The 21,676-nt window shown below is 54.1% G+C and carries 20 protein-coding genes; 10 read left to right on the top strand and 10 right to left on the bottom strand.

From position 1 onward, the window contains the following. Positions 1–51: 51 nt before the first annotated feature. Complete coding sequence (locus EYC87_RS10365) at positions 52–1,131, top strand: MBL fold metallo-hydrolase (protein WP_007229421.1); 1,080 nt, start codon at positions 52–54, stop codon at positions 1,129–1,131. 49 nt (positions 1,132–1,180) lie between these two features. On the opposite strand, the gene EYC87_RS10360 is transcribed toward EYC87_RS10365, so the two are convergent. Further along, positions 1,181–2,674, bottom strand: a complete 1,494-nt coding sequence (locus EYC87_RS10360; protein WP_279252800.1) for a flavin-containing monooxygenase — start codon at positions 2,672–2,674, stop codon at positions 1,181–1,183. Positions 2,675–2,832: 158 nt separating this feature from the next. On the opposite strand from EYC87_RS10360, the gene EYC87_RS10355 reads away from it, so the two are divergent. The 5 genes from EYC87_RS10355 to edd all read left to right on the top strand — a co-directional run bounded on the left by EYC87_RS10355 (position 2,833) and on the right by edd (position 8,838). Beyond that, complete coding sequence (locus EYC87_RS10355) at positions 2,833–3,855, top strand: AraC family transcriptional regulator (RefSeq protein ID WP_279252799.1); 1,023 nt, start codon at positions 2,833–2,835, stop codon at positions 3,853–3,855. A 1-nt stretch (position 3,856) separates the two neighbouring features. Beyond that, positions 3,857–4,729, top strand: a complete 873-nt coding sequence (locus EYC87_RS10350; RefSeq protein WP_279252798.1) for an alpha/beta hydrolase — start codon at positions 3,857–3,859, stop codon at positions 4,727–4,729. 170 nt (positions 4,730–4,899) lie between these two features. Then, a complete protein-coding gene (gene zwf / locus EYC87_RS10345) occupies positions 4,900–6,354 on the top strand; it encodes a glucose-6-phosphate dehydrogenase (RefSeq protein WP_007229463.1) in 1,455 nt (484 codons plus the stop codon). Then, positions 6,347–7,030 (top strand): 6-phosphogluconolactonase, encoded by a 684-nt coding sequence (gene pgl, locus EYC87_RS10340; protein ID WP_279252797.1) that lies wholly within the window; start codon positions 6,347–6,349, stop codon positions 7,028–7,030. Before zwf ends, pgl begins: the two co-directional genes overlap by 8 nt. Continuing rightward, positions 7,030–8,838 carry a phosphogluconate dehydratase gene (edd, locus tag EYC87_RS10335; protein ID WP_279252796.1) on the top strand — a complete coding sequence of 603 codons (1,809 nt, stop codon included), beginning with the start codon at positions 7,030–7,032 and terminating at the stop codon, positions 8,836–8,838. The genes pgl and edd overlap by 1 nt, the downstream gene beginning before the upstream one ends. On the opposite strand, the gene EYC87_RS10330 is transcribed toward edd, so the two are convergent. The 4 genes from EYC87_RS10330 to EYC87_RS10315 all read right to left on the bottom strand — a co-directional run bounded on the left by EYC87_RS10330 (position 8,835) and on the right by EYC87_RS10315 (position 13,598). Further along, a complete protein-coding gene (locus EYC87_RS10330) occupies positions 8,835–10,040 on the bottom strand; it encodes an iron-containing alcohol dehydrogenase (protein WP_279252795.1) in 1,206 nt (401 codons plus the stop codon). The two genes, edd and EYC87_RS10330, sit on opposite strands and share 4 nt — an antisense overlap. A gap of 122 nt (positions 10,041–10,162) precedes the next feature. Then, positions 10,163–11,539: a hypothetical protein gene (locus tag EYC87_RS10325; protein ID WP_279252794.1), complete on the bottom strand. Its 1,377-nt coding sequence runs from the start codon at positions 11,537–11,539 to the stop codon at positions 10,163–10,165. Beyond that, on the bottom strand, positions 11,536–12,603 hold the full coding sequence (locus tag EYC87_RS10320; protein ID WP_279252793.1) for a sulfotransferase: 1,068 nt from the start codon (positions 12,601–12,603) through the stop codon (positions 11,536–11,538). The genes EYC87_RS10325 and EYC87_RS10320 overlap by 4 nt, the downstream gene beginning before the upstream one ends. 140 nt (positions 12,604–12,743) lie before the next feature. Next, the gene (locus tag EYC87_RS10315) at positions 12,744–13,598 is read right to left on the bottom strand and encodes a sugar phosphate isomerase/epimerase family protein (protein ID WP_279252792.1); all 855 of its coding nucleotides are present in this window, start codon (positions 13,596–13,598) and stop codon (positions 12,744–12,746) included. 156 nt (positions 13,599–13,754) lie between these two features. Between EYC87_RS10315 and EYC87_RS10310 the strand changes: the two genes are divergently transcribed. Continuing rightward, positions 13,755–14,087, top strand: coding sequence for a c-type cytochrome (locus EYC87_RS10310; protein ID WP_279252791.1), 333 nt, complete (start codon positions 13,755–13,757; stop codon positions 14,085–14,087). 3 nt (positions 14,088–14,090) lie between these two features. On the opposite strand, the gene EYC87_RS10305 is transcribed toward EYC87_RS10310, so the two are convergent. The 5 genes from EYC87_RS10305 to EYC87_RS10285 are packed head-to-tail and all read right to left on the bottom strand — an operon-like array spanning position 14,091 to position 19,253. After that, complete coding sequence (locus EYC87_RS10305) at positions 14,091–15,275, bottom strand: MFS transporter (protein WP_279252790.1); 1,185 nt, start codon at positions 15,273–15,275, stop codon at positions 14,091–14,093. Positions 15,276–15,323: 48 nt separating this feature from the next. Then, positions 15,324–16,103: an acetoacetate decarboxylase family protein gene (locus EYC87_RS10300; protein ID WP_007229540.1), complete on the bottom strand. Its 780-nt coding sequence runs from the start codon at positions 16,101–16,103 to the stop codon at positions 15,324–15,326. Positions 16,104–16,128: 25 nt separating this feature from the next. Further along, on the bottom strand, positions 16,129–17,007 hold the full coding sequence (locus EYC87_RS10295) for an SDR family NAD(P)-dependent oxidoreductase (protein WP_279252789.1): 879 nt from the start codon (positions 17,005–17,007) through the stop codon (positions 16,129–16,131). Then, entirely contained in the window at positions 17,008–17,982 is a 975-nt protein-coding gene (locus tag EYC87_RS10290) for a Rieske 2Fe-2S domain-containing protein (protein WP_279252788.1), read from the bottom strand. A 56-nt stretch (positions 17,983–18,038) separates the two neighbouring features. Beyond that, positions 18,039–19,253, bottom strand: a complete 1,215-nt coding sequence (locus EYC87_RS10285) for an amidohydrolase family protein (RefSeq protein WP_279252787.1) — start codon at positions 19,251–19,253, stop codon at positions 18,039–18,041. Between the two features lie 92 nt (positions 19,254–19,345). On the opposite strand from EYC87_RS10285, the gene EYC87_RS10280 reads away from it, so the two are divergent. From EYC87_RS10280 to EYC87_RS10270, 3 genes are all read left to right on the top strand, one after another. After that, on the top strand, positions 19,346–19,993 hold the full coding sequence (locus tag EYC87_RS10280; RefSeq protein ID WP_279252786.1) for a TetR/AcrR family transcriptional regulator: 648 nt from the start codon (positions 19,346–19,348) through the stop codon (positions 19,991–19,993). Positions 19,994–20,064: 71 nt separating this feature from the next. Further along, complete coding sequence (locus tag EYC87_RS10275; RefSeq protein ID WP_279252785.1) at positions 20,065–21,216, top strand: CaiB/BaiF CoA transferase family protein; 1,152 nt, start codon at positions 20,065–20,067, stop codon at positions 21,214–21,216. An 11-nt stretch (positions 21,217–21,227) separates the two neighbouring features. Beyond that, the gene (locus EYC87_RS10270; RefSeq protein WP_007229537.1) at positions 21,228–21,674 is read left to right on the top strand and encodes a 2,4'-dihydroxyacetophenone dioxygenase family protein; all 447 of its coding nucleotides are present in this window, start codon (positions 21,228–21,230) and stop codon (positions 21,672–21,674) included. The last annotated feature ends 2 nt before the right edge of the window (positions 21,675–21,676 follow it).

Genomic DNA, 21,676 nt, shown 5'->3' with positions numbered 1-21,676 from the left:
AGATCGCTCTCAGACACCGACCATAGACGTCCTTCAAAATTTGGATTCACGATGAATCAACAGGACAGCGAAATCTACCGCGGGCTCACCTACCCCTTCGGTCGGAAACCAGACATCACAGCAGGCGAGCCGGTTAAAGTCGCCGAAGGGGTTTACTGGGTGCGCTTTGCCATGCCCATGTCGCTGGACCACATCAACTTGTGGCTACTTGAAGACGGCGATGGCTGGACAGTCGTCGACACCTGCCTAAACATTAGTAGTGCCCGGGAAACCTGGGAGAAGCTCTTCACCGGCTTTATGCAGAACAAGCCGATCAAACGCGTCATCTGTACCCATCTACACCCAGACCACGTGGGCCTTGCGGGTTGGCTGTGCGAGCGCTTCGATGCAGAGCTGTGGATGTCGCGGGAGGAGTTCCTGATGTGTCGGACCATGGCCGCCGACACCGGCAAGCCAGCTCCGCAGGTAGCTTTACGTTTTTACACTGCTGCCGGCTGGAAAGATGAGTGGCTGGAAAGATACAAAAAGAAATTTGGCAACTTTGGCCGCGCCATCTATGCGCTGCCCGAAAGTTTCCGGCGTATGGTGGATCGCGAAACTATTACCATCGGTGAGCACTATTGGCAGGTAATCGTTGGTCGTGGTCATTCGCCCGAGCACGCAGCGTTGTACTGCCCCGGCCTTAAGCTATTGATTTCTGGCGATCAGGTGTTGCCGCGTATTTCACCCAATGTCAGCGTATTCCCGACCGAGCCCATGGGTGATCCACTCAAAGAATGGTTGCGAACCCAGGCCGTGATCCGGGAAATCCTACCTGACGACCTGCTGGTGCTACCCGCTCACGAGGCTCCCTTTAAGGGCCTTTACGTGCGCCTGAGCCAGATTATTGAAGGTCACAAACGCGACCTGATTAAACTCTTTAATTTCATGGTTCAACCCACCCGCGCTGTTGACTGTTTTCCTGCCTTGTTCAAACGCGAGATCAAAGGCGACAACATCAACCTGGCCACTGGAGAAACTATTGCCCACCTGAACTGCTTACTGGGCCGACATAGAATCACTCGCAGCACAGATGAGCATGGCGTGGACTGGTATCAACAAATTGCGGACACCGCTGAATTCGACGAGTAATTCGCGGGGAACGATAAGCAGGCACTCCGGTCACTGGTCTCCAAACGCGTCAGGCAGCTGGGCGCAGCGGTTCTAACTCAGCGGGCGCTTCATGAACAAAGTCATCCAGCACTGGCGTCTGATGTTCCTTCACCCATTGGTCCCAACTGTAAGGCCACATAGCTGGGTCGCCGTCGCCATCCAGATACCAGCTCTGGCAGCCGCCGACCCAGGCGGTCTTGCTCATGCCTGCCCGCAGATAGGCGTTGTAACTCTCCTTAGCTTCTTGGGTGGCCTCCACCGCAGGCAGCTCGCCCTGTTTCCACAGTTCGATCAGCTTGAGAATGTAAGCCGACTGTACCTCACTCATTGCAATGACTGAATAATTGCCAATGGGTGAGTTGGGGCCCAGCATCAGGAAAAAGTTTGGAAATCCGGGAATACACAAGGAGCGATAGGCCTGTGCTTTTTTGGCCCATGTCTCATCAATGGAAACACCATTTCGACCGCGCAGATCCATCGGCCGCATGAAATTGAAAGGGCTAAAACCAGTGGCGAGAATAATGACATCCAACTCTTTGGCAGCGCCATCTACGGTCACGATTCCCTGCTCAGCAATACTCTGTATTGCCATAGTTTCCAGATAAACATTATCGCGCTGGATCGCATCGTAAAACGTGCTGCTGATAATCAGTCGCTTGCAACCGACGGAATAATCCGGAGTCAGCTTTGCCCGCAACTCCGGATCACGAACGCTTTTGCGCAAATTACGCTTGGCAGCCCAACTGATTAATGCGTGCTGCAGTTTGCCGCCGGTGACGGCTTTGCTGAAGGTGTTGCGCATAATGAATGCATAGCGGCGACTCAGTGCTGCAAGCTTACGCTGCTTACCCTTCAGTGCCGTCTTGTCCTGTTCGCTGTAATGTTTATCAGGAACAGAAATGAGCCACTGTGGAGTGCGCTGGAAAACGGTCAAATCGCAGTCCAGTTTGGAAATTTCAGAAATCACCTGACAGGCAGTGGAACCGGTGCCTATGACCCCTACGCGCTTGCCACGCAGGTCAACATCATGGTTCCACTGGGCCGTGTGCCACATTTCTCCGTTAAAACTATCAAGTCCCTTGATATCCGGGTAGGCGGGATGGTGCAGAATGCCGGTTGCGGCAACGACAAAGTCCACCACCAACTGTGCGCCTTTGCTGGTCGTCAGGTGCCACTGACCGCCCCGGAAGTGACACTGGTCCAGGGACTCATTGAACCGAATTTTCCCGGCTAAGCCATTCTCGCTGGCCACGCCCTCGAAATAGGACTGGATTTCATCACCGAGGGCGAAACGATGGCTCCAGTGCGAGTTACCTTTAAAACTGTAAGTATACATATGAGCTGGCACATCACAGGCCACGCCGGGGTAGGTATTCTCCCGCCAGGTACCGCCGACCTTATCTGCTTTTTCCAGAATGCTGATGTCGGTGATACCCGCCTCTCGCAGTTTAATTGCCATTAAAATACCGCTCATGCCTGCGCCGATGACGGCAACGGAGGGATTTCGCTGCTGGTTATTCATAGAATCTCTAAAGCTCTTAACATCTTCTGGCCATGCTATCGCCCAGCGCGTTTTGATCGAATATTGTTCAAGGCCAAAAACTTATGAAAAACGGACAACACCTGCTATTCTGCGGTTTGATGCTGTAGCACCGCCAGTGCGTCAACAAGAGATCAAATATGGGCAGCAAAGCCGATACCAGTCACCACATTAAAGCCATAGGCCCGGCGCTGGAAGCCATGCAGACTATGGGCTTTACGTCTGCGGATTGTTTACGTAACACCGGGCTCAATGAGGCTGACTTAGTCAAACCACCAACAGAGCTCGGGTTCACCCTGGATCAGGAGTTCCAATTCCATCGCAACCTATTGGAACTGACCGACAACCCCATGTTGGGACTATTACTGGGCAAGACCTATCAACTAGAAGCATACGGCCTGCTGGGCTACGCCTTCATGAGCGCACCCACCCTGCGCCATGCAATGGTCGTTCTGCGCAATTACGGGCCGCTCACCTTTACCTTGTTTAGGGTGGATTTTCAGGTTGAGGGCCCTCTGGCAACGCTGCGCTTGTCCCCGGATATTCCGATACCTGATGATTTACTCGCCTACTACGTAGATCGCGACCTGACCGCTGCGGTCACCGGTGGCCAAGGCACAATGCGAGTTCCCCTGGAGCCGCAACACATACAGCTGCTTCACTTTAGTGAAGACCAGAGAGATATCTACGAGCGACATTTCCGCTGCCCGGTGTCATTCTCCACCATGGCGTCAGAACTGCAATTAGACGCACGGGTACTGGACACTATCATGCCACTCAGGGACACTGAGACGACTTCCGTCTGTCAGCAACAGTGCAGGCTGCTACTGGCGCGCATGAAAGCTGGCAGCAACTTTGTCGACAAGGTGCGACAGATTATTCTCGCTCGCCCCGGCTATTTCCCGGACATCGATTACGTAGCGGAGAAATTAAATATGACCAGCCGGACGCTGCGACGCAGACTCACCAGGGAAGACAGCAGTTACCAGGAAATACTCGTCGAGGTGCGCTATGAATTGGCGAGGGAATACCTGGCCACTTCCACCTTACCGCTAGAGGAAATTTCTGTTTTGCTGGGATATAGCGCGCCCAGCAACTTTAGCAATGCGTTCAAACGTTGGCATGGCAGTTCGCCCCGTGAGTACAGACAGGTCGCCTGCTGACATGCTGCTACGACTAAAAACCTGGGGTTACCGAGTTTTCTACCGACTCATCAGTGCGCGGCAGTGGCGAGGCAAATATCCTGATCCGGACACCAGCACGTTGCAGATACCGGGCCCTGCCGGCAGTATCGAAGCGCGTATGTATACTGCTACGGCGACCGGGGAACGCCCGCTGATTCTCTATTTTCACGGTGGCGGCTGGGTCATTGGCGACCTGGATACCCATCACCCTTTTTGCCAACAGCTTGCCCATAAAACCGGCGCGACCGTGCTCGCGTTGAACTACAGGCTGGCGCCCGAGCACCCCTGGCCTGCCGCCCAGGACGATTGCCTTGCTGCGACAGAGTGGGTGGCAACCCACCTGAACGAACTGGGGCCCAGTAATGGCAGGATCGTGATTGCAGGCGATAGCGCCGGCGGCAACCTCACCGCCTGCACCTGCCTGACAATGACTGCGCCCGCTCTGACACGGGTGTCTGGCGTGGCAACACTTTACCCTGCGGTCGACCATTACCTGCGTGACTGGCCCTCTTATCAGGAAAGAGCCCGCGCCTCCGCACTCACATCCACACTAATGCGTTGGTTCTGGGACACATACCTGGGCCAAACCAGCCCCGAACAGGCGTTGAAAGCAAGACCCATGCAGGCAAACAACCTGGCATCGCTGCCTCCTCTGTTCAACGTAACAGCGGAGATGGATCCTCTAAGGGACGAGGGCCAGGCCTTTGCCAGAGTCGTCAAAGGCGAAGGAGTGCCAGTACAGCATCGTCACTTCGCCGATGCGGCTCATGGCTTTGCCTGCTCGGAAGGCCCCACTGACAATTTCAAGGCGGTTCTCGATGACTTCGATAACTGGCTGACTGGCTTGCACTGAAACCCGATAAATTACCAGAGACCTGTACGCTCGTTTTCTGCTAGACTTGCGCCCTCTCCAGCGGCCCATCAGAGTGCTGCGGGGAAGATCACCGCCGAAAAGCCGTTTGCGACCGCAAACAGCAATGACACACAGACATTTTACTTACTCACTCTTAAGGAAAGATGTGTATGAGTCATATGGTCGATTTGGTTATTTTTGGTGGTACGGGGGATCTCTCAACCCGCAAGCTACTCCCGGCCCTGTATCAGTTACAACGTCACCAGTTGGCAGATCGACTGAACCGGATTATTGCTACTGGTCGCGGGGAGTTGGACCCAGAATCCTTCCGCAACGAAGCCCACGCCAACCTGAAAAAGTACCTGCCCCAAGACAGTTGGGACGAAGCCGTATGGGAACGCTTTTGTCAGCGACTGGACTACGTAAAACTCGACGCCGGCAACGCTGCCGACTATGCGCAACTGGCAGAGCTGCTAAACCAGAGTGAGGCACCCGGGCGTCTTTACTACCTTGCCACGCTGCCTTCTTTATATGGCGAAATTTGCCAGCAGTTACAAAACGCCAGTGTCGTCAACGAAGCCAGCCGTGTGGTGTTAGAAAAACCCCTGGGGCACGATCTGGAGTCCTGCCGGAGCATTAACGAGCAGGTCGCCAGAGTGTTCGATGAGGAAGCCACCTTTCGGATCGATCACTATTTAGGTAAAGAGACCGTGCAGAACCTGCTGGCACTGCGCTTCGGCAATCAGCTATTTCACCCGATGTGGAACAACACCTTTATCAGCAGCGTGCAGATCACCGTTGCAGAAGAAATTGGGGTCGCCGGTCGCGGCAGCTATTACGCGGATACCGGCGCTCTGCGCGACATGGTGCAAAATCACCTGCTGCAAGTCTTGTCACTGGTGGCGATGGAACCTCCCGCCAGTCTCAAGGCGACCGATATTCGCGATGAAAAAATGAAGGTGTTGCGCTGCCTGGAGCCCATTACCGGAGAGAACGTCAAGAAACGCACAGTGCGTGGGCGCTATGGCGCAGGCGCCGTCGACGGTGAGGCCGTAAAAGGTTTCCTCGAAGAAGATGCCTTCCACCATGCGGACAATACCGAAACCTTTGTCGCTCTGAAGGCCAGCATTAACAACTGGCGCTGGGCCGGCGTGCCCTTCTACCTGCGCACTGGCAAGCGCCTGTCCGGCCGCTACTCAGAAATCGTGATCGAGTATCGCAGGCAATCCTTCTCACTATTTGCTAATGATCCTCAGGAACTGACCAACAAACTGGTCATTCATCTGCAACCGCAGGAAAGTATCAGCCTGCACACGGTTAACAAAAAGCCCGGCTTAACCAGTAAGCTAAAGCTGCAGCCTGTGGAGCTGCACCTGACTGATGAATCTCAAAACAAGGGCGACAGCTACGACGCTTATGAGCGTTTGCTGCTGGATGCCGTTCACGGTGACCAGACCCTGTTTATGCGACGCGACGAGGTCGAAACCGCGTGGCGTTGGATTGATTCCATCATCGGCGCATGGGATGAAAACAGCACTCCTATCAAGTCCTACAATGCAGGCACTATGGGCCCCAATGCTGCCACGGCGCTGCTGGCTGTGGAGGGCCATAGCTGGCATGAGTGAAGCACACAACTTTGACAGCAGAGCAGAGCTGGATCAGGCCCTTGCTGCACATGTCGCATCGCGGCTAAACCGCGATATCGAAATCAGGGGAGCGGCCAGCCTGGCGGTTTCGGGCGGCAGCACGCCAAAGGGTTTCTTTGCTGCGCTGTCTCTGGCAGACCTGTCCTGGCATAAGGTCTGGATTACCCTGGTTGACGAACGCTGGGTAGAGGCCGACAGCCCTGATTCAAACGAACGCCTGGTCCGCGAGAACCTGCTGCAAAATAAAGCGGCAGCCGCGAACTTCATCGGCTTAAAAGCGAGTCCCGACGACGCTGGCACTGGCCTGGCAGAAGTCACCCGCCGGATGGATACGCTTCCCTTACCGCTGAGCTGCACCGTGTTGGGCATGGGCGGCGATGGTCACACTGCGTCCTGGTTTCCAGAAGCAGGCAACCTCGCTGAACTCATTGACCCTCAGGGCAGCGCGTTACTGGGCACTTGTGAACCGGTAACTGCACCCTATCAAAGAATTACGTTCACCCTGCCAGCGCTGCTGCAAAGCGGAGAGGTCATTCTTCATATCACAGGTACTCAAAAGCGAGTAGTTCTTGCCGAGGCCGCAGAGAAACAATACCCCATCGCCACAATCACAAACCAAGACGTCAATCCTGCAAGTATCTGGTGGGCACCCTGATGATAAACCCTGAACTAAAATCCATAACTGATCGAATCACCAAGCGCAGCCTCGAAACACGCGCAGCTTATCTCGCAAAAATCGAGCAAATGCGAGGCCAGGGTCCCGTGCGAGGCGCCCTTTCCTGCTCCAACCTGGCCCATGGCTTCGCCGCTTGCGGTGAGCAGGACAAACAGGCGCTGAAACTCACCGAGTCAGCCAACATAGGTATTATCAACGCCTACAATGACATGCTCTCTGCCCATCAACCCCTGGAAAGCTATCCGGCCTTGATCAAGCAGGCGGCGCACGACGTCGGTTGCACGGCACAGGTGGCAGGCGGCGTTCCTGCCATGTGCGACGGTGTCACTCAGGGCACTGCAGGCATGGAGCTCAGTTTATTCAGCCGGGATATCATCGCGGGCGCTACAGCCATCGCCCTGTCTCACAATATGTTTGACGGGGCACTGTGCCTGGGAGTGTGCGACAAAATTGTGCCGGGCTTGTTAATCGGCGCTTTGTCTTTTGGTCACCTGCCCGTTATTTTTGCGCCGGCGGGACCCATGACCTCTGGCCTTTCCAATAAAGAGAAAGCCGCGGTAAGACAGCAATTTGCCGAGGGCAAAGTGGGTCGCGATGAACTGCTTGAAGCGGAGTCGGCAGCCTATCATGGCGAAGGCACTTGTACTTTTTATGGCACCGCAAACAGCAACCAAATGCTGATGGAAGTCATGGGAATTCACATTCCCGGGGCCGCGTTCGAACCCCCGGGGACTGAGATGCGAGACACCTTGACACGCGCGGCGGCAGAGCGTCTTTGCAAGATTACCGCGCTGGGCAACGAGTATACGCCACTGGCAAATATCGTCGACGAAAAATGCATTGTCAACGCCATAGTCGCCTTACTGGCAACCGGCGGATCAACCAATCACAGCATCCATTGGATTGCTATCGCGCGTGCAGCGGGCATAATTATCGACTGGCAGGACTTCAGCGAACTCTCGGCTATTACGCCGTTAGTCGCCCGGGTTTACCCCAACGGCAGTGCCGATGTGAACCACTTCCATGCCGCAGGCGGCACCGGCTACGTGATTCGTACGCTGTTGGAAAACGGTTTACTGCATGAAGACGTGCAAACCAACTGGGGCCCGGGCCTTTCTCGTTACAGCCAGGAACCGCAGCTGAACCAGGGTCGACTGCATTACGTTCCAGGAGTTAGCGAAAGCGCAGACCAGGAAGTACTGCGACCCGCCGATGCGCCCTTTTCCACTGAGGGCGGCTTGAGCCTACTTCAAGGCAACCTTGGCCGCAGTGTCATCAAGGTTTCAGCTGTCGCTCCTGAACACCGCTTTGTAGAAGCACCTGCAAGAGTATTTGATGACCAGGCTGAACTGGCCCGAGCGTTCGAGGCCGGTGAACTGGAACAGGACATGATTGCCGTCGTTCGATTCCAGGGTCCCGCTGCCAACGGCATGCCCGAGCTGCACAAAATGACGCCTTACCTGGGTATTCTGCAGGACCGCGGCTTCAAGGTGGCGCTGGTCACCGATGGCCGGATGTCGGGTGCCTCAGGCAAGGTACCTGCCGCTATACACCTGACGCCAGAGGCACTCGTCGGTGGGGGCATCGCCAAGATATGCAACGGCGACCTGCTTCGCCTGGACGCTGTCAAAGGAGAGCTGCAGTGTCTGGTAGCGGAATCAGAGTGGCAGCACAGAGAAGCCGCTACCCGCACCTCAGAGGAAAGCGAAAGTGGCACTGGCAGGGAGTTGTTCGCCCATATGCGCCGGGCAGTCTCTGATGCAGAGTCCGGCGCCGGCGTTGTCTAGTCAGTAATCTGGTTGAGGATAGCCAGAGTGCTGGCTTCATCGAGCAGGCGCGGCACAGGATAATCCATGCATTCAGCGACTGCGGCAGCAGTCAGAGCCTCATGATCTTCCCGGCGTATCAAGTCTGAACGATCGGGGATGCCCACCTGAGTTCGCAATTCACGCACGGCGGCAATAAATTTATGAGCCAGCTGCGCCTCGGGTTCTCCCTGCTCCCCTGCACCAATAACTACAGCCAACTCAGCCAGGCGCGGTTGCGCCTCTTCACGACAATATTCAAGCACATGCGGCAAAATCAATGCATTGGCCAGGCCATGAGGAATGCCATATCTGCCTCCGATCTGGTGAGCGATCGCATGCACGCTACCAACGAAAACCTGGTTGATCGCCATGCCCGCATAGTAGGCCGCCATTGCCATGCCTTCGCGTGCCTTAAGGTTACTGCCGTCTGAATAAGCATTCACCAAATGCTCGAATACAAGCTTCACGCCGATACGGCCATCCTCCAGACGAGAACCCCTTTCCCAAACACCGATATAGGCTTCGATCGCGTGAGTTAACGCATCGATACCAGTAGCAGCGGTAATATGAGGGGGCAGCCCCAACATTAATGAAGCATCAAGCGCGGTGGCTTTGGGTAACATGCCATTGCCTGACATAACGCTTTTCGCTTTGGTCGCCGCGTCCTTAACGACAGCGCCAGCGGTACCCTCTGAGCCAGTACCAGCAGTGGTCGGGATCGCATATATGGGCAGCAACTCATGATTCACCTTACCCAGACCGACCCAATCCCTGGGGGACTCATCTGAAGTGGCGCAGGCAGCAATAATTTTTGCACAATCCATAACTGAGCCGCCGCCGACCGCGAGGACCATGTCGCAGTTTTCGCTTTTCTGCACAGCCAAACCTGCTTCTATCTGCTCGAAGGTGGGGTCCGGGAGAACGCCGTCAAACCAAGCGCAATCTACTCCGGCATCAAGCAGACCAACGACCGCTTTATCCGTAATACCAAGTTCGCGCAGGGCTTTGTCTGTAACGATCAACACTTTGCGTGGAGCCAGCGCCGCAATATGCTGGCCCAGTTGGCGACTGCTGCCTGATCCGACAAAAGCAATGTGCGTGGAGCCCGGCAAAAAGCGACTCATCACCCGCAGCATAAAAAGATACATACCGTGGCGAATTTTTCGAATGGTCGCTGTCATAGCTAAGCCCCGTTTTTTTTAAGAGCTGGAATAATAGCAGACGCCACCCGCAATGGGGTTTTCATCGCACCCAGAAAACTTGGCGCCCGTTACCAACACCATGCGATCTTTGCACCGACGCCTCAGTACTGTCGATAGCGACGCTGTACATGACGCATGCGCATCAATGCCTGCTCTTGGCGCTGCTCGGCGAGAACTTTTTTAGTCGTTGCCGGTAAGCTCTGTTGAATATCCTCAAAGGCAACCTGCTTCACTTTTAGGCTTGGCCACTGTTCTCGCACAGGAGGCTCCGGATACGTCCAGCGTATTGTCAGGTAACCGTGGGGCAGTCCGGTTGTATCGACCCAGTTTGCAATGCCGGGATCGCGGTGCGAAACAACCCACCTGTAAGCCCCGTCTGCATCCTGCTCTAACATATGCCCGTTAAGGTTTGACTGATAGCTCTCGAAATCCAGTGATTCACCCCACAGATTAGCCAGATGAAAACCCATGAAGCTCGGGGGCACGGGCACAGTAGATTCAATTAACAGCGCTTCCTCGTCGCCCAGCATAAAAACTCCACCCGCATATATATTCGTGCTCTGGCCACCCCCCGTCGCTAAACCCAACGCATTGGGCGCATTCATGTCATTGGTCGGCATGAATGGCTTATCGTCGTCGCCAATTGAGGGCATCCCCGGCACCTTTCCATAGGTCTCAAGAGTCACGGTATTAAAAGCATTCCAAAAATGCACCTGGTTGCGCGTTAACTCACCAATGCGATCCATCAGCGCTATCGCTCCGGCGGGATTCAGCGGTGATCGCGGATCAGACTCGGCACCGAGACGCAGAATTTCCAAATCGAGTAAATCCTCGTTTGACCAGTCATGAAACAATTCGCGACAAGTCAGAAACCTACCGACGTAATCGCTACCATGGCTGTGCCGGCAACTGAGCATAAAATTGCCATCGTAATTTTCAGGCCGCTGGGGGGCAATGAGAATTTCAAAATGACCGTCGGAATCTACCTGGAGACTGTGACAATCCAGGGTGCTGGTGTTAATACGGTTACCGGGACGCATCTCCGCCAGTGACCCGGAGTCGCCGGCATGCCCGCTGGACAATTCAAAGATCACATATTGAGGCGCTCGTTTACTGGTCACTGGATTCTCGCCGCGCCAATGTCTGCTGTCCAACGCTCGACCTCGTATTCTGTAGCTGTGATTGCCATCGATTTCAGCAGCAAGATAAACCGCGTCGCTATTGTCGATTGTCGAACGGTTCATTGGCTGAATGGCCCGTCGAAATCGTGGGTAGAGTGGATCGGCAAGCGACCGCTCTATGCTACCCAGCAAAAATCCCAACACATAACGGTAGCCTTCAGCGAGGTTACGTTCGGTTTGCGGAGCAGGGTACAACTCGGGGGTATCAATGGCATCGCGGGCCTCCTTCAACCTATCTATCATGGTATCGAAGGCCTTGCGAAGTGCCTCTGCGGTTTCCTCTACGCTCTCGCTCATTCTGTTATCTCCGCCCCAGGGGCACTCCATTCGTACTTGATGTAAAAGTCTTCCAGCCGAGCATAGATCTCTTCGCCACTAATACGAAATTCGCCCAGGCTGTATTCAAACTTACTGTGATGCGCTTTCTCCCGCTCAGACTGATCTTGTAACCAACAATCGTAAGAGTCTTCCATGCTCAGCCCAAGTGCTGCGTAAGCGTTTACAACAGCCTTTTTGGGCGTTGCTGTCAGTAAGCGATAGTCGATAAATAATCGATCCACTTCAGTGTGACGTGAAAGCACCTCCCATGGATGACTAAAGTGCTCAAATGAAATTTCTGTAAGAGCATCCAGAGATTCCTGACAAGCCTCCTTAGGCCAGCCTTTGCTTCTCCAATTAGTTTCCACCAGCTTAAGGCAACTGGGAATACAATCTGCAGGGTCACGGATCATCACGACGAATCGAGCATCAGGAAATGTTGCGATCAGGGACTCTACCCAGCCGCTCATTACCGGATTTTTGGACAGGTGAATTTTGTCGCCTCCATTGAGGAGCAGCTGACGCTTTACCAATTCACGATAATGCCGCAGCCACCGGCCGCGTCTTTTAGACATCTCGTCGATGTGAAAAAAATCTACAATATCCATCATCGGAATTTCCAATGACCACTGCTGCGACGCAAAAGCCGCTTGCATTGCAAAGCAGTCCTCCTCTGCGTTCCACAGACTCATATTGTGCATATGTCGATAAGGCCCGAATGTTTCATCATCCCATCTGACTAAACGAGCCTTAAGTCGCCCCCTTAAACATCGTTCATCTAACCTCCCCAAAAGGCGAATAAGCTTCTTCTGCAGTAGAGACGGGAAGAACATTTCCCAATAAAGAAAGTAACTGAACTTATCGCCGTCGGCGCTCATCAAACGATGCATCAACGTCGTTCCGCTGCGAGCATGACCGATGATAAAAACGGGCCGATTCACCTGCTGCTGCCACAGGCGCGGGAAAACCAAGTAGTCCAACATGAAACACAGGCTATGAAACAGGGTAACAAAAGGGGTCCAGATCAGTAGGCGCAGTAGCATACGTCGACGCCCTGGCCAGCTTTTCAAACCCCAGACATGGCGAACCACACGCCACCAATAATTGACATCAAAAAACAAATAGCCACCGAACTGAGCGCGAAAAGCTCATTGCATTGATTGAGCTTCCAATCATCGCACTATTATTGCCGCTGACTGCGAAGAATCTGCTGGATGAGCTGGATCGCATCTGCAGCAAGCTGCTCGCGACTGTCAAAATTGTTTCTCCAGGTGTTTTGAGTACCAGGAGGATCCTTTGCAATTGCAAGAGCCTGCACCATTAACCAACCACTGTAGTTGAGAAAATCCAGTGTAGCGAACGTTTCCCGCCACTGCACCTGACCGCGGCCCAGTTCACCCCGATGGCTCTCGCTGAGACAAACATGCAACAGCTGCTCCCCCGCCGCGGGCAAGGCTCGCGCAGGATTAAACTCTTCAAGATGGGCGTGAAAGGTGTTGTAAAGCACCCCGATGTTGAGATGGCCCACGTCTCGACACATGCGAGCTGCCTCGGCAGCGGTGTTAATCAGGTAGGCGTCAAAACGGCTTTGAAACTCAAGTCCCAGAGAAACTCCCATTTTTGCAGCATAGTCAGCCACCTCACGCAGACAACTGCGGCTCCATTCCCACTCCCTATCAGACGGAGGCTTACCGCTGAACACTCCCTGGGCCTGGAACAAGCCGCCGCTCAGCAATTGACTACCCAACGTTGCCGACTCGTCGACCCGGGCACAGAGATAATCTACTGCAGCTCGGCGCGTTGCCTCGTCAGGAGATAAGGGGTTGGCGTGCGCAGGCAAACGCGCGCTTGTTGTCACTGCCAGCCCCAGACCATCCAGCGCGACACTCAACAACTTCAGCGCAGACCGCCCCTGGCCGCAGACCGGAATCTCTACGCCTTGGTAACCTTGAGCAGCCAACATCTCCAAAACGGGCAACTGTTCTACACCGGTCGCATCGCCCCACAGGCGCATATCCATGCCAATTTTTACGTCCACACAACTCCACAACAGTTTGCTAGTCACGACTATGTTATTAAGCATGGCAGATATTTGGATTATTGCCATCTCTTTGCAAAAGAGCACAAAGCCGCAACGAGCCATCTGCTAAACTAAAAAAAGGAAGTAATAGCATCGACAGCGAGATAGAAAATCATGACACGGAAGCTGATACTAAGTGGCGTCGTTTTGTTCGCGCTGGGAATGTCGTCTGGCGCGTCTGAGCGACTTAAAGATGGCAAGCGCACTTATGAGAAAGTATGCACGGGCTGTCACGAAACGGGGCTTGAAGGAGCACCTGTCGTTGGCAACAAAGAAGACTGGCGTGCCCGTTCAGGCTTGTGGGAGGCTGTACTGGTTGAGCACGCGGAGCAGGGCTATATAAAAATGCCGGCGAAGGGCAATGCAGAGTACGCAACCGAATACGACGTGGGTGCGGCCGCAGAATACATGTTAACCCTGACCCATCCAGAGATGAGCCATGACTAGGGACTAGAACCTGGATCGAGGCAAAGCCAGTACTGACAATATCGCCAACAGCAAGATGAGCGCAAGACCGACGAGAACAAGCGTGTAACTTCCGGTCTGGTCAAAGACATAACCAGCCAAGGGTGCCCCGACTAGCCCCAAGGGCAGGAATAACGGCCCCTGGGCGCCATTGACCTGACCGATGATATCCGCCTTAAAGTAGCGGCTGTTGAGGTAGGGATGCATCGGCAGGAAAGCGCCTCCGCTGAAACCCATCATGGCGACACTGACAACAATCAGATAGGTAACATCGGTCATCAACAGTAATATCAACCCGACCAATTTGACCAACAGGATTGCAGCGGCAAACCAGCGGGTATGCGGTCGCAACTTATCTGCCAAAACAGCCACAGTGAGCTTCCCCAATGCGCCACCGGCCCCCCCAACTGCCAAAAACAGGCCGGCCTCAACGGCAGTGAAGCCGCGACTGGCCAGCAGGGGTGGATAGCAGATAGTTAAAATCACCATCACATTCAAGGTCAAGGCCACGGTAATGCCGACCATCCAGAACTCGGCCCGTCGATAAATTTCACGGTCTACCTTAGCTTGCGGGCTGTCAGCAACAGCCCCTGCGTCGGCAGGGATTCCCAACAAAACCCATAGCCAGACTATCGCCAGTAGCACGATAGACATCACCGCCAACGCCTCGCGCCACTCTACGATCTGTAATGCTGCTCCCATCGCTGGCGGCAGAGTCATCGAAGCGATGCTGATACCCAATGCAGCAATCGCCAGCGCTCTGCCTTCTTGCCCGGGGTATAACTTAACCATCAGGCCATTGATCACTACCGGGCCATAAAACGTAATTCCGATCGAAAAACAAAGAAAACCAATGCCAGCCTGGAGAAGAGAAGAGGAAAAGCTAATGGCTAAAAGAGACAGCAGGGCCAATGCACTGCCGCCAAGAATCATTCTGCGAATAGGCCAGACATCCACCAGTCGCCCAACCAGAGGAGCAATAATCCCGGGCACTAGCAACAATGCAACCGGCGCAATATTCAGGGTGGCAACACCCACACCAAACTCTTGCGACAGTGGCTCGACAAAGAATCCGAATAAGCCAATCAGGCCTGCACCGAGTCCCAGACAAGTCATGCCTGCGAGGGCCGGAAGCCAGGCCCTGGCAGCTTGCATGTTTTTAGACGGCATTATTGAGAAAGCAAGCTCCGGCACCACCAGGCGATGCCGGTGCTTAGGTCAGCCGCGCTTGGGACCGCCGTTTTCACCCGGCCAGCGAGAGCCAGAAATGGTATCGGCATAAGGCAGGAATGCCTCCGCATCAAGCTCTCCCGCCAGAGTAATCTGTCGATCAAGGAAGATGGGCCACCATAGATGAGCAGACAACTGCTCACGCATCGGAAGAAGACTTGCCAGTGGATCCCATGGGCTATCGCGAAGAAGCAGTTCACCCTGAACCTCTTCTTTCCAGGCTGTCCCGTATTTACTCATTACATGAACCACGTGGGGCGGGAAGTCGAAGCCAGTTGCGGGGCCACCGACGCTGACCGCGCGGGAATATTTCAGCCACCATTCATTCTGAACCCACTCCTCAGCGCCTTCCACAGGCCCCGTAGAAACACCTTTGAACTCAACAAAAGTGTAGCCCTGATGCACACAGCGAGCGCTGACCTGGGGACCCAGTCGATAGAACTCCGTAGTGCAGGGGTACTTGGGCTGGCCATTGGTTTCCTGACTGATAAATATGGCTGATTCCTGGTCGATGCCGTAACCCAGCGTGTACTCCCCCGCTGTCCCATTGTAATCGGCATCTACGGTGGTCACGATGCCGTACTCGGGCTCGTCGGGAACCGGAAAGTTATAAATAGTCAGGTTAACGTTTGGATTGGCGCCGGGATCAATGCCCGGTGGCAAAAGTTTAGCTATCGCTTCCGGGTCAGTTCGGTAAACGATCTTGAGCATGGGCCAGTTTATAATATCTCCCGGGTTTCCCTGGGGTGCACCTGATTCATTTGTCATCTCTTTATTCCCCTTCTACTTTAGTTCATCCCACCATCGCCGGAACTGGCAGGGTGCGATTTAATATCATTTCAGCACGCGCGCGTATTTTCGCATCCGTATCCTCGGTTGTTTCCAATAGCCAGAAAGCATCCTGTTCCAGACCCCTCACCGCCATTGCTGCTACCTCATCCGGGTGCGTGGTCTGCATCTCGATGCCAAATTCCGCCGCCATTCTCTTCATGTCGTCGACAGAATTAATTCCGGACTCGTTACCTTCAACATCTTTCTTCAAATCCTCGGGTCGCACGCGCCCTGAATTGAAAAGCCCGGTATCAACAACATGGGGGCCAGGAAAAAGTGCGCTCACTTTTACCGGCAATCCACCCGCCTGGCACTGATAGTGCAAATTTTCAGTAATAGCATGGACTGTCGCTTTACTCGCTGTGTAAATCGGCGCATCAGGGAGAACAATGAACGCACCGTTGCCCGACCCTGTCACCACAAAGTGTGCTTCCTTACCGGTAGCAACGAGACGCGGCATGAAGGCGCGAATACTGTTAATCACACCCCAAACATTGACGTTCAAACACCACTGCCAGTCTTTTTCTGAGTAATCCCACATAGCCCCACTCTCACCGGCACCAATACCCGCATTGGCAAACACCAGATCCAGCGGGCCCAATTTTTGTTCGGCGACATCAGCGAGATGGTTAAGACTGTCCACCGATGTCACGTCACAGTGCTCTAAGATGGCCTCGATACCCTCTGCAGCGAGATCGGCGGCAACCTGATGCATGGCCTTGCTATCTACATCACCGACCGCAATCTTTGCACCTCTTTTACCCAGGGCAAACGCCAGCGAGCGACCCACGCCACTGGCACCACCGGTAATAACAGCGACCTTGTCGTGAAAATCCTGCACTTACGCGATCTCCCTTTGTTCTTGCGACGTGACATAGAACTGGCGAACCCATTTACGGAATGTAACCAGTGGCTTGTCTTCTTTACAAAAAACCGGCCGCCGCCTGTGCACTTTGTTCGCCCAAATGGGATAGTCATCGCTCAGCCCATCAATAATCCCCTTCATGACGTCATCTCCAGCGGCGTCCTCAATTTCCCTGCGCACAATCAGGGTCCAGCGCATCAGTGTGTTGTTACTGTCGATCGCCTGGGGGCTGTTGTACATAATCATTTCAGCGCCGGGACCATAACTGTTTCGCACCATGGCAAAACCGGGGCTATAGGTGGTCGCATGTAAATGACTCGGAAAGTCATTATTTGTCATCTCCGAGTGCAGATGCATGGTGCGTCCATCTGGATCGATAGAGACCTTTGAATCGGGGATTTCTCCCTGGGAATGCACGAAGGCAAAGTGCACCGGGTCACAGGAGTTTTCGCAAATATCCTGCACGTGTGCGGGCACTAGGTGCTCGGTGTAACGAGGTTCAGTCCACGCCGGATCGCCCAATTCCGGCAGGTCCGGCAGCGGCCATTGGGGTGCCGTATTTTCGGGGTGGAACCAAACATAAACTTCACCGTTCTTTTCTTCGGTATGCCAGGTACGAACCCTCGCCCGCTCCGGAATTTCGTCGCAGTAAGGAATGTTCGAACATTTTCCATCGTCGGCATTGAACTGCCAGCCGTGGAAAGGGCACCGCACGGTCTCTCCAACGACTCGGCCCTCGTGTCCCAGGTGAGCGCCCAAGTGCGGGCAATAAGCGTCTTGCAACGCGACCTTGCCAGACCGGGTGCGGTATAGCACCAGCTCTCGATCAAAGGCTTTCACTGGCTTTACTTCACCAACAGCCAAGCCATGCGAGCGCTCTACAGAAAACCAACCCATGGGAAAGTCCGGGGTGGTGTTGGTTTTTGATTCACAGGCTTCCACGATTGTCATGGTTGTTCTCCATTGCCTTGTCTGCGTAAAAAGTTTTTTTGTTAAGCGTAAATTGCTCAGTGAAAAATTGATGCGTCGGGACCAATTTCATCGGCCACTTGCTGCAGGCGTATCCGATCAAGGCCGTAAAAATCTACCGCATTTTCTCCAAGAATTTTCCGCCCATCAGCTTCCGGGAGGTTGGCGAATGTATCGCGCAAATATTGCCCTGTGTTGGGCCAGCTGCCTTCAGGGTGAGGATAGTCACTACCCCACATGATTTTATCCAGACCAATGTCGTCGCGCATATCAATGTCGGGCCGCAATACGCAGGAGGCACCGATACCGACATTGCGCTGGTAATACTCGCCAGGAGAGAGAGAAAGATGTTCGCGGAAATTACCCAGCTTCGCCGAAATCTGTCCCTCGCTGTAGTGAAAGTCCATCAAGCGCAGCCAGGGCGGCAACATAAACATTGTGCCCCCCTCCACGATCATCACCTTCAACCTAGGAAAGCGCTCAAATACGCCACCCCAAATCATGAACGTTAGCGGCCGATACAACCACCACATGACTTCCGACACGTAGATACCCATTGCTCCGGGCAACTCGTCGCGTTTGTCCTCAACCGGAAAACCGGCACCGAAGTATTCTGCGTGAGGTGCGGGCCCTGAGTGAAAATGAACAATGACACCCAGGTCTTCGCACACCTCCCAAAACGGATCGTACTTCACGTTGTGATAGGGATCGTTGCCATACCACAAGGTAGGAATCATCACCGCGCGCAGCCCGTTATCTACGCACCAGCGCACCGCTTCAACCGCCTGGTCCACATCCCAAAGCAGGGGAATTGAGGCCACGCCGATATGCCTGGCAGGGTCGTTGGCGCAAAGTTCGGCCAACCAGCGGTTGTGAGCCATGGCGCCGGCCCATTGCAACTCGGGCACCATATCCTTGGGAGAAAGGCCCAGGCCTGCACCAAAAGGCGGTGTGTTCTTTTCGGTGATTCCGTCGGGAAATATCACTTCTGCAGCAATGCCGTCACCGGCGAGCATTTTTATCCGCTCCTGGTAGTTCCAGGCCCCGGTCAGCTCTTGTTTGATTGGCGCGCGCCACTCGTCGTTAATTTCCTTGATCAGGAACTGCGACTCAGACTTTTCCAGCATTTCGACGGTAATCGGCACCGCCACATCAAGCATGTCGTGGTACTTTGATTCCACGTAGGGCTTGTAATCAGCGATGGGCAGACCGGCGTGACAGTCGGTAGATACGACCAGCAACTTATCGGACATCTTCGGGTTCACCTGTTGATTTCTCATTGTAAATACGCAACAAACGCGCAAACTTGCACATTTGTATACAAAATAGTTTAATGTATTTTAAAATGCAACAGCATTACGGCTTTTTTATGGACACTATTGAGGCCCCTTTAGGGCGCCGAGAAAAGCGTAAACAAGAGATTCGCCAGCGCATCGAAGACGCAGCCTATCAACTGTTCCAGCAGCAGGGCATCGAGGACACCAGTATCGAGGAAATCTGCGTTGAGGCTGATGTTGCCCGGCGCACCTTCTACGGTCATTTCACCAACAAGCACGCGTTGCTTGGGGGACTGGGTATTACCCGCCTGTACAGCCGCTCTGAACCCATGCTGAGTGAATTAATGGCTAACCACACGAGCACCCGTGCCCGGCTCCAAGCGATGATTGACTACATCGAATCCAGCTTTGCCGGTATGAACGATATCGATCGGCAATTGGTACTGGTTGGCCCCACCGCTTTCGCCGAGGACCAGGAACGACAGCGTGAGATTGGCAACTCGTCTATGGCGAGCTTTACCCAACTGATCAATGCGGGCATTGAGCTAGGTGATGTAAAGACCGAATTCACACCATTGATGCTCGCCACCACCGTAGTGGGCACCCTGAATATGCTCACCATCAGCTGGTGCCTGGACAGCAGCTACCCTGTATTCGCTAAGCTGGAAGAGGCTCGCAAGCTGTTTGATCAACTGATCTGTAAAGACAACCCATAAGCCCAATCGCGTCATTGTCCCGCTTCATCATCGGGCGCATGCTGCCCACCTGAAACTCAGAAGGTAAAACCATGGGACCACTCGCTGGTATCACCATAATTGAAATTGCCGGTTTAGGCCCGGGCCCCTTTGCCGCTATGTCGCTGGCAGATATGGGCGCCAGTGTCATCCGTATCGAGCGCCCGGGCGGCGGCTTGTTTGCGGCACAGCAGGATTCCCGGCTGGACGTTTTAAACCGCGGCAAGCGCTGCATTGGTGTTGATCTCAAGACGCCTGAGGGGGTTGATACCGTTCTGACATTAATTGACAAGGCAGATGGCCTGCTCGAGGGCAACCGCCCAGGGGTGATGGAGAGATTGGGACTGGGCCCCGATATCTGTCTACAACGCAATCCAAAATTGGTTTATGGCCGGATGACCGGCTGGGGCCAGGAAGGCCCACTGGCAAATGAAGTAGGCCACGATCTCAACTACATTGCCCTGACAGGCGCGTTGCATACCATGGGCCGGGCCGGAGAGAAGCCTGCCATCCCGTTGAACCTGGTTGGTGACTTCGGTGGTGGTGGAATGATGCTCGCCTACGGCATGGTTTGCGCACTGCTGGAATCAAAAACCTCAGGGGCAGGCCAGGTGGTCGATGCGGCTATGGTCGACGGCGCCGCGACATTGATGGCAAGCTCTTATGCGGCCAATCAAATAGGATTCTGGTCAGACGAAAGAGGCACTAATGTACTGGACTCCGGCGCGCACTTTTACGAGGTCTACGAAACTGCGGACGGCAAATACGTGACCATTGCATCGGTTGAACCACAGTTTTACGCTGCGCTGATAGAGGCATTGGGAGAAGATGTCGAGGGCATGGAAAACCAGTGGGATATGGCTAATTGGCCTGCTTTCAAAAACAAGCTTGAGGCAGTGTTCAAACAACGTACCCGCGAACAATGGGATAGCTTTTTCGACGGGTTGGATATTTGCTACGCGCCGGTGCTGTCTATGGCCGAAGTGCGCCATCATCCTCATCACCAGGCCAGGGGTACCTTTGTGGATGATGGCGAAGTGTGGCAACCAGCACCTGCACCGCGATTCAGCCGCACACCCGGAGAAGTGCAGCGGCCGCCCGCCAAGATCGGCGCACATTCCACTGAAATTCTCACGGAGTTTGGTTTCGGGCAGGACGCAATCGATGCACTGCTCAAGTCCGGCGCCGTAAAACAGGCAAACTGAGGAAATATTTCATGACTCACCCAGAAGCAATCCACTTTGGTGAAAACGATCTTCCATTCATCGATATAGGCGACGGCAGCCAGTTAAAAGTGTTGCAGCTAAAACGCGGTGAAGGCCTTTGGATCATCGAAAACATCTTCCAGGCCGGCTACGAAGTCGACAAACACAAACACACTGGCCCCGTATGGGGCTATACCAGCGCCGGCGCCTGGAAATACAAAGAGTATGACTACGTCAATCGCGCCGGCTCCTTTCTTTACGAACCTGCCGGATCTGTCCACACCTTACAGTGCGTTGAAAACAACACGCGGGTGTGGTTCCAGATGTATGGCAGTAACATTAATCTCGATGCCGACGACAACATCACCTCAATTGTAGACGGTCAATTAACCCTCGATTTTTACCTGGCCATGTGTGAAGAGCAAGGCCTGCCCCGACCCAATGTGCTGGTGGAGTAAGC

The sequence above is a fragment of the Candidatus Seongchinamella marina genome, from assembly GCF_026262685.1.
Taxonomy (GTDB): Bacteria; Pseudomonadota; Gammaproteobacteria; order Pseudomonadales; family Halieaceae; genus Halioglobus; species Halioglobus marinus.
The sequence above is the reverse complement of the archived record's forward strand: the minus strand, read 5'-3'. Positions and strand labels throughout refer to the sequence as shown.

What these genes read in the sequence shown, in the direction of transcription:
- EYC87_RS10365 (WP_007229421.1), top strand. Translation starts at nt 52, where the DNA reads ATGAATCAACAGGACAGCGAAATCTACCGCGGGCTCACCTACCCCTTC.
- EYC87_RS10360 (WP_279252800.1), bottom strand. Translation starts at nt 2,674, where the DNA reads ATGAATAACCAGCAGCGAAATCCCTCCGTTGCCGTCATCGGCGCAGGC.
- EYC87_RS10355 (WP_279252799.1), top strand. Translation starts at nt 2,833, where the DNA reads ATGGGCAGCAAAGCCGATACCAGTCACCACATTAAAGCCATAGGCCCG.
- EYC87_RS10350 (WP_279252798.1), top strand. Translation starts at nt 3,857, where the DNA reads ATGCTGCTACGACTAAAAACCTGGGGTTACCGAGTTTTCTACCGACTC.
- zwf (WP_007229463.1), top strand. Translation starts at nt 4,900, where the DNA reads ATGAGTCATATGGTCGATTTGGTTATTTTTGGTGGTACGGGGGATCTC.
- pgl (WP_279252797.1), top strand. Translation starts at nt 6,347, where the DNA reads ATGAGTGAAGCACACAACTTTGACAGCAGAGCAGAGCTGGATCAGGCC.
- edd (WP_279252796.1), top strand. Translation starts at nt 7,030, where the DNA reads ATGATAAACCCTGAACTAAAATCCATAACTGATCGAATCACCAAGCGC.
- EYC87_RS10330 (WP_279252795.1), bottom strand. Translation starts at nt 10,040, where the DNA reads ATGACAGCGACCATTCGAAAAATTCGCCACGGTATGTATCTTTTTATG.
- EYC87_RS10325 (WP_279252794.1), bottom strand. Translation starts at nt 11,539, where the DNA reads ATGAGCGAGAGCGTAGAGGAAACCGCAGAGGCACTTCGCAAGGCCTTC.
- EYC87_RS10320 (WP_279252793.1), bottom strand. Translation starts at nt 12,603, where the DNA reads ATGCTACTGCGCCTACTGATCTGGACCCCTTTTGTTACCCTGTTTCAT.
- EYC87_RS10310 (WP_279252791.1), top strand. Translation starts at nt 13,755, where the DNA reads ATGACACGGAAGCTGATACTAAGTGGCGTCGTTTTGTTCGCGCTGGGA.
- EYC87_RS10305 (WP_279252790.1), bottom strand. Translation starts at nt 15,275, where the DNA reads ATGCCGTCTAAAAACATGCAAGCTGCCAGGGCCTGGCTTCCGGCCCTC.
- EYC87_RS10300 (WP_007229540.1), bottom strand. Translation starts at nt 16,103, where the DNA reads ATGACAAATGAATCAGGTGCACCCCAGGGAAACCCGGGAGATATTATA.
- EYC87_RS10290 (WP_279252788.1), bottom strand. Translation starts at nt 17,982, where the DNA reads ATGACAATCGTGGAAGCCTGTGAATCAAAAACCAACACCACCCCGGAC.
- EYC87_RS10285 (WP_279252787.1), bottom strand. Translation starts at nt 19,253, where the DNA reads ATGTCCGATAAGTTGCTGGTCGTATCTACCGACTGTCACGCCGGTCTG.
- EYC87_RS10280 (WP_279252786.1), top strand. Translation starts at nt 19,346, where the DNA reads ATGCAACAGCATTACGGCTTTTTTATGGACACTATTGAGGCCCCTTTA.
- EYC87_RS10275 (WP_279252785.1), top strand. Translation starts at nt 20,065, where the DNA reads ATGGGACCACTCGCTGGTATCACCATAATTGAAATTGCCGGTTTAGGC.
- EYC87_RS10270 (WP_007229537.1), top strand. Translation starts at nt 21,228, where the DNA reads ATGACTCACCCAGAAGCAATCCACTTTGGTGAAAACGATCTTCCATTC.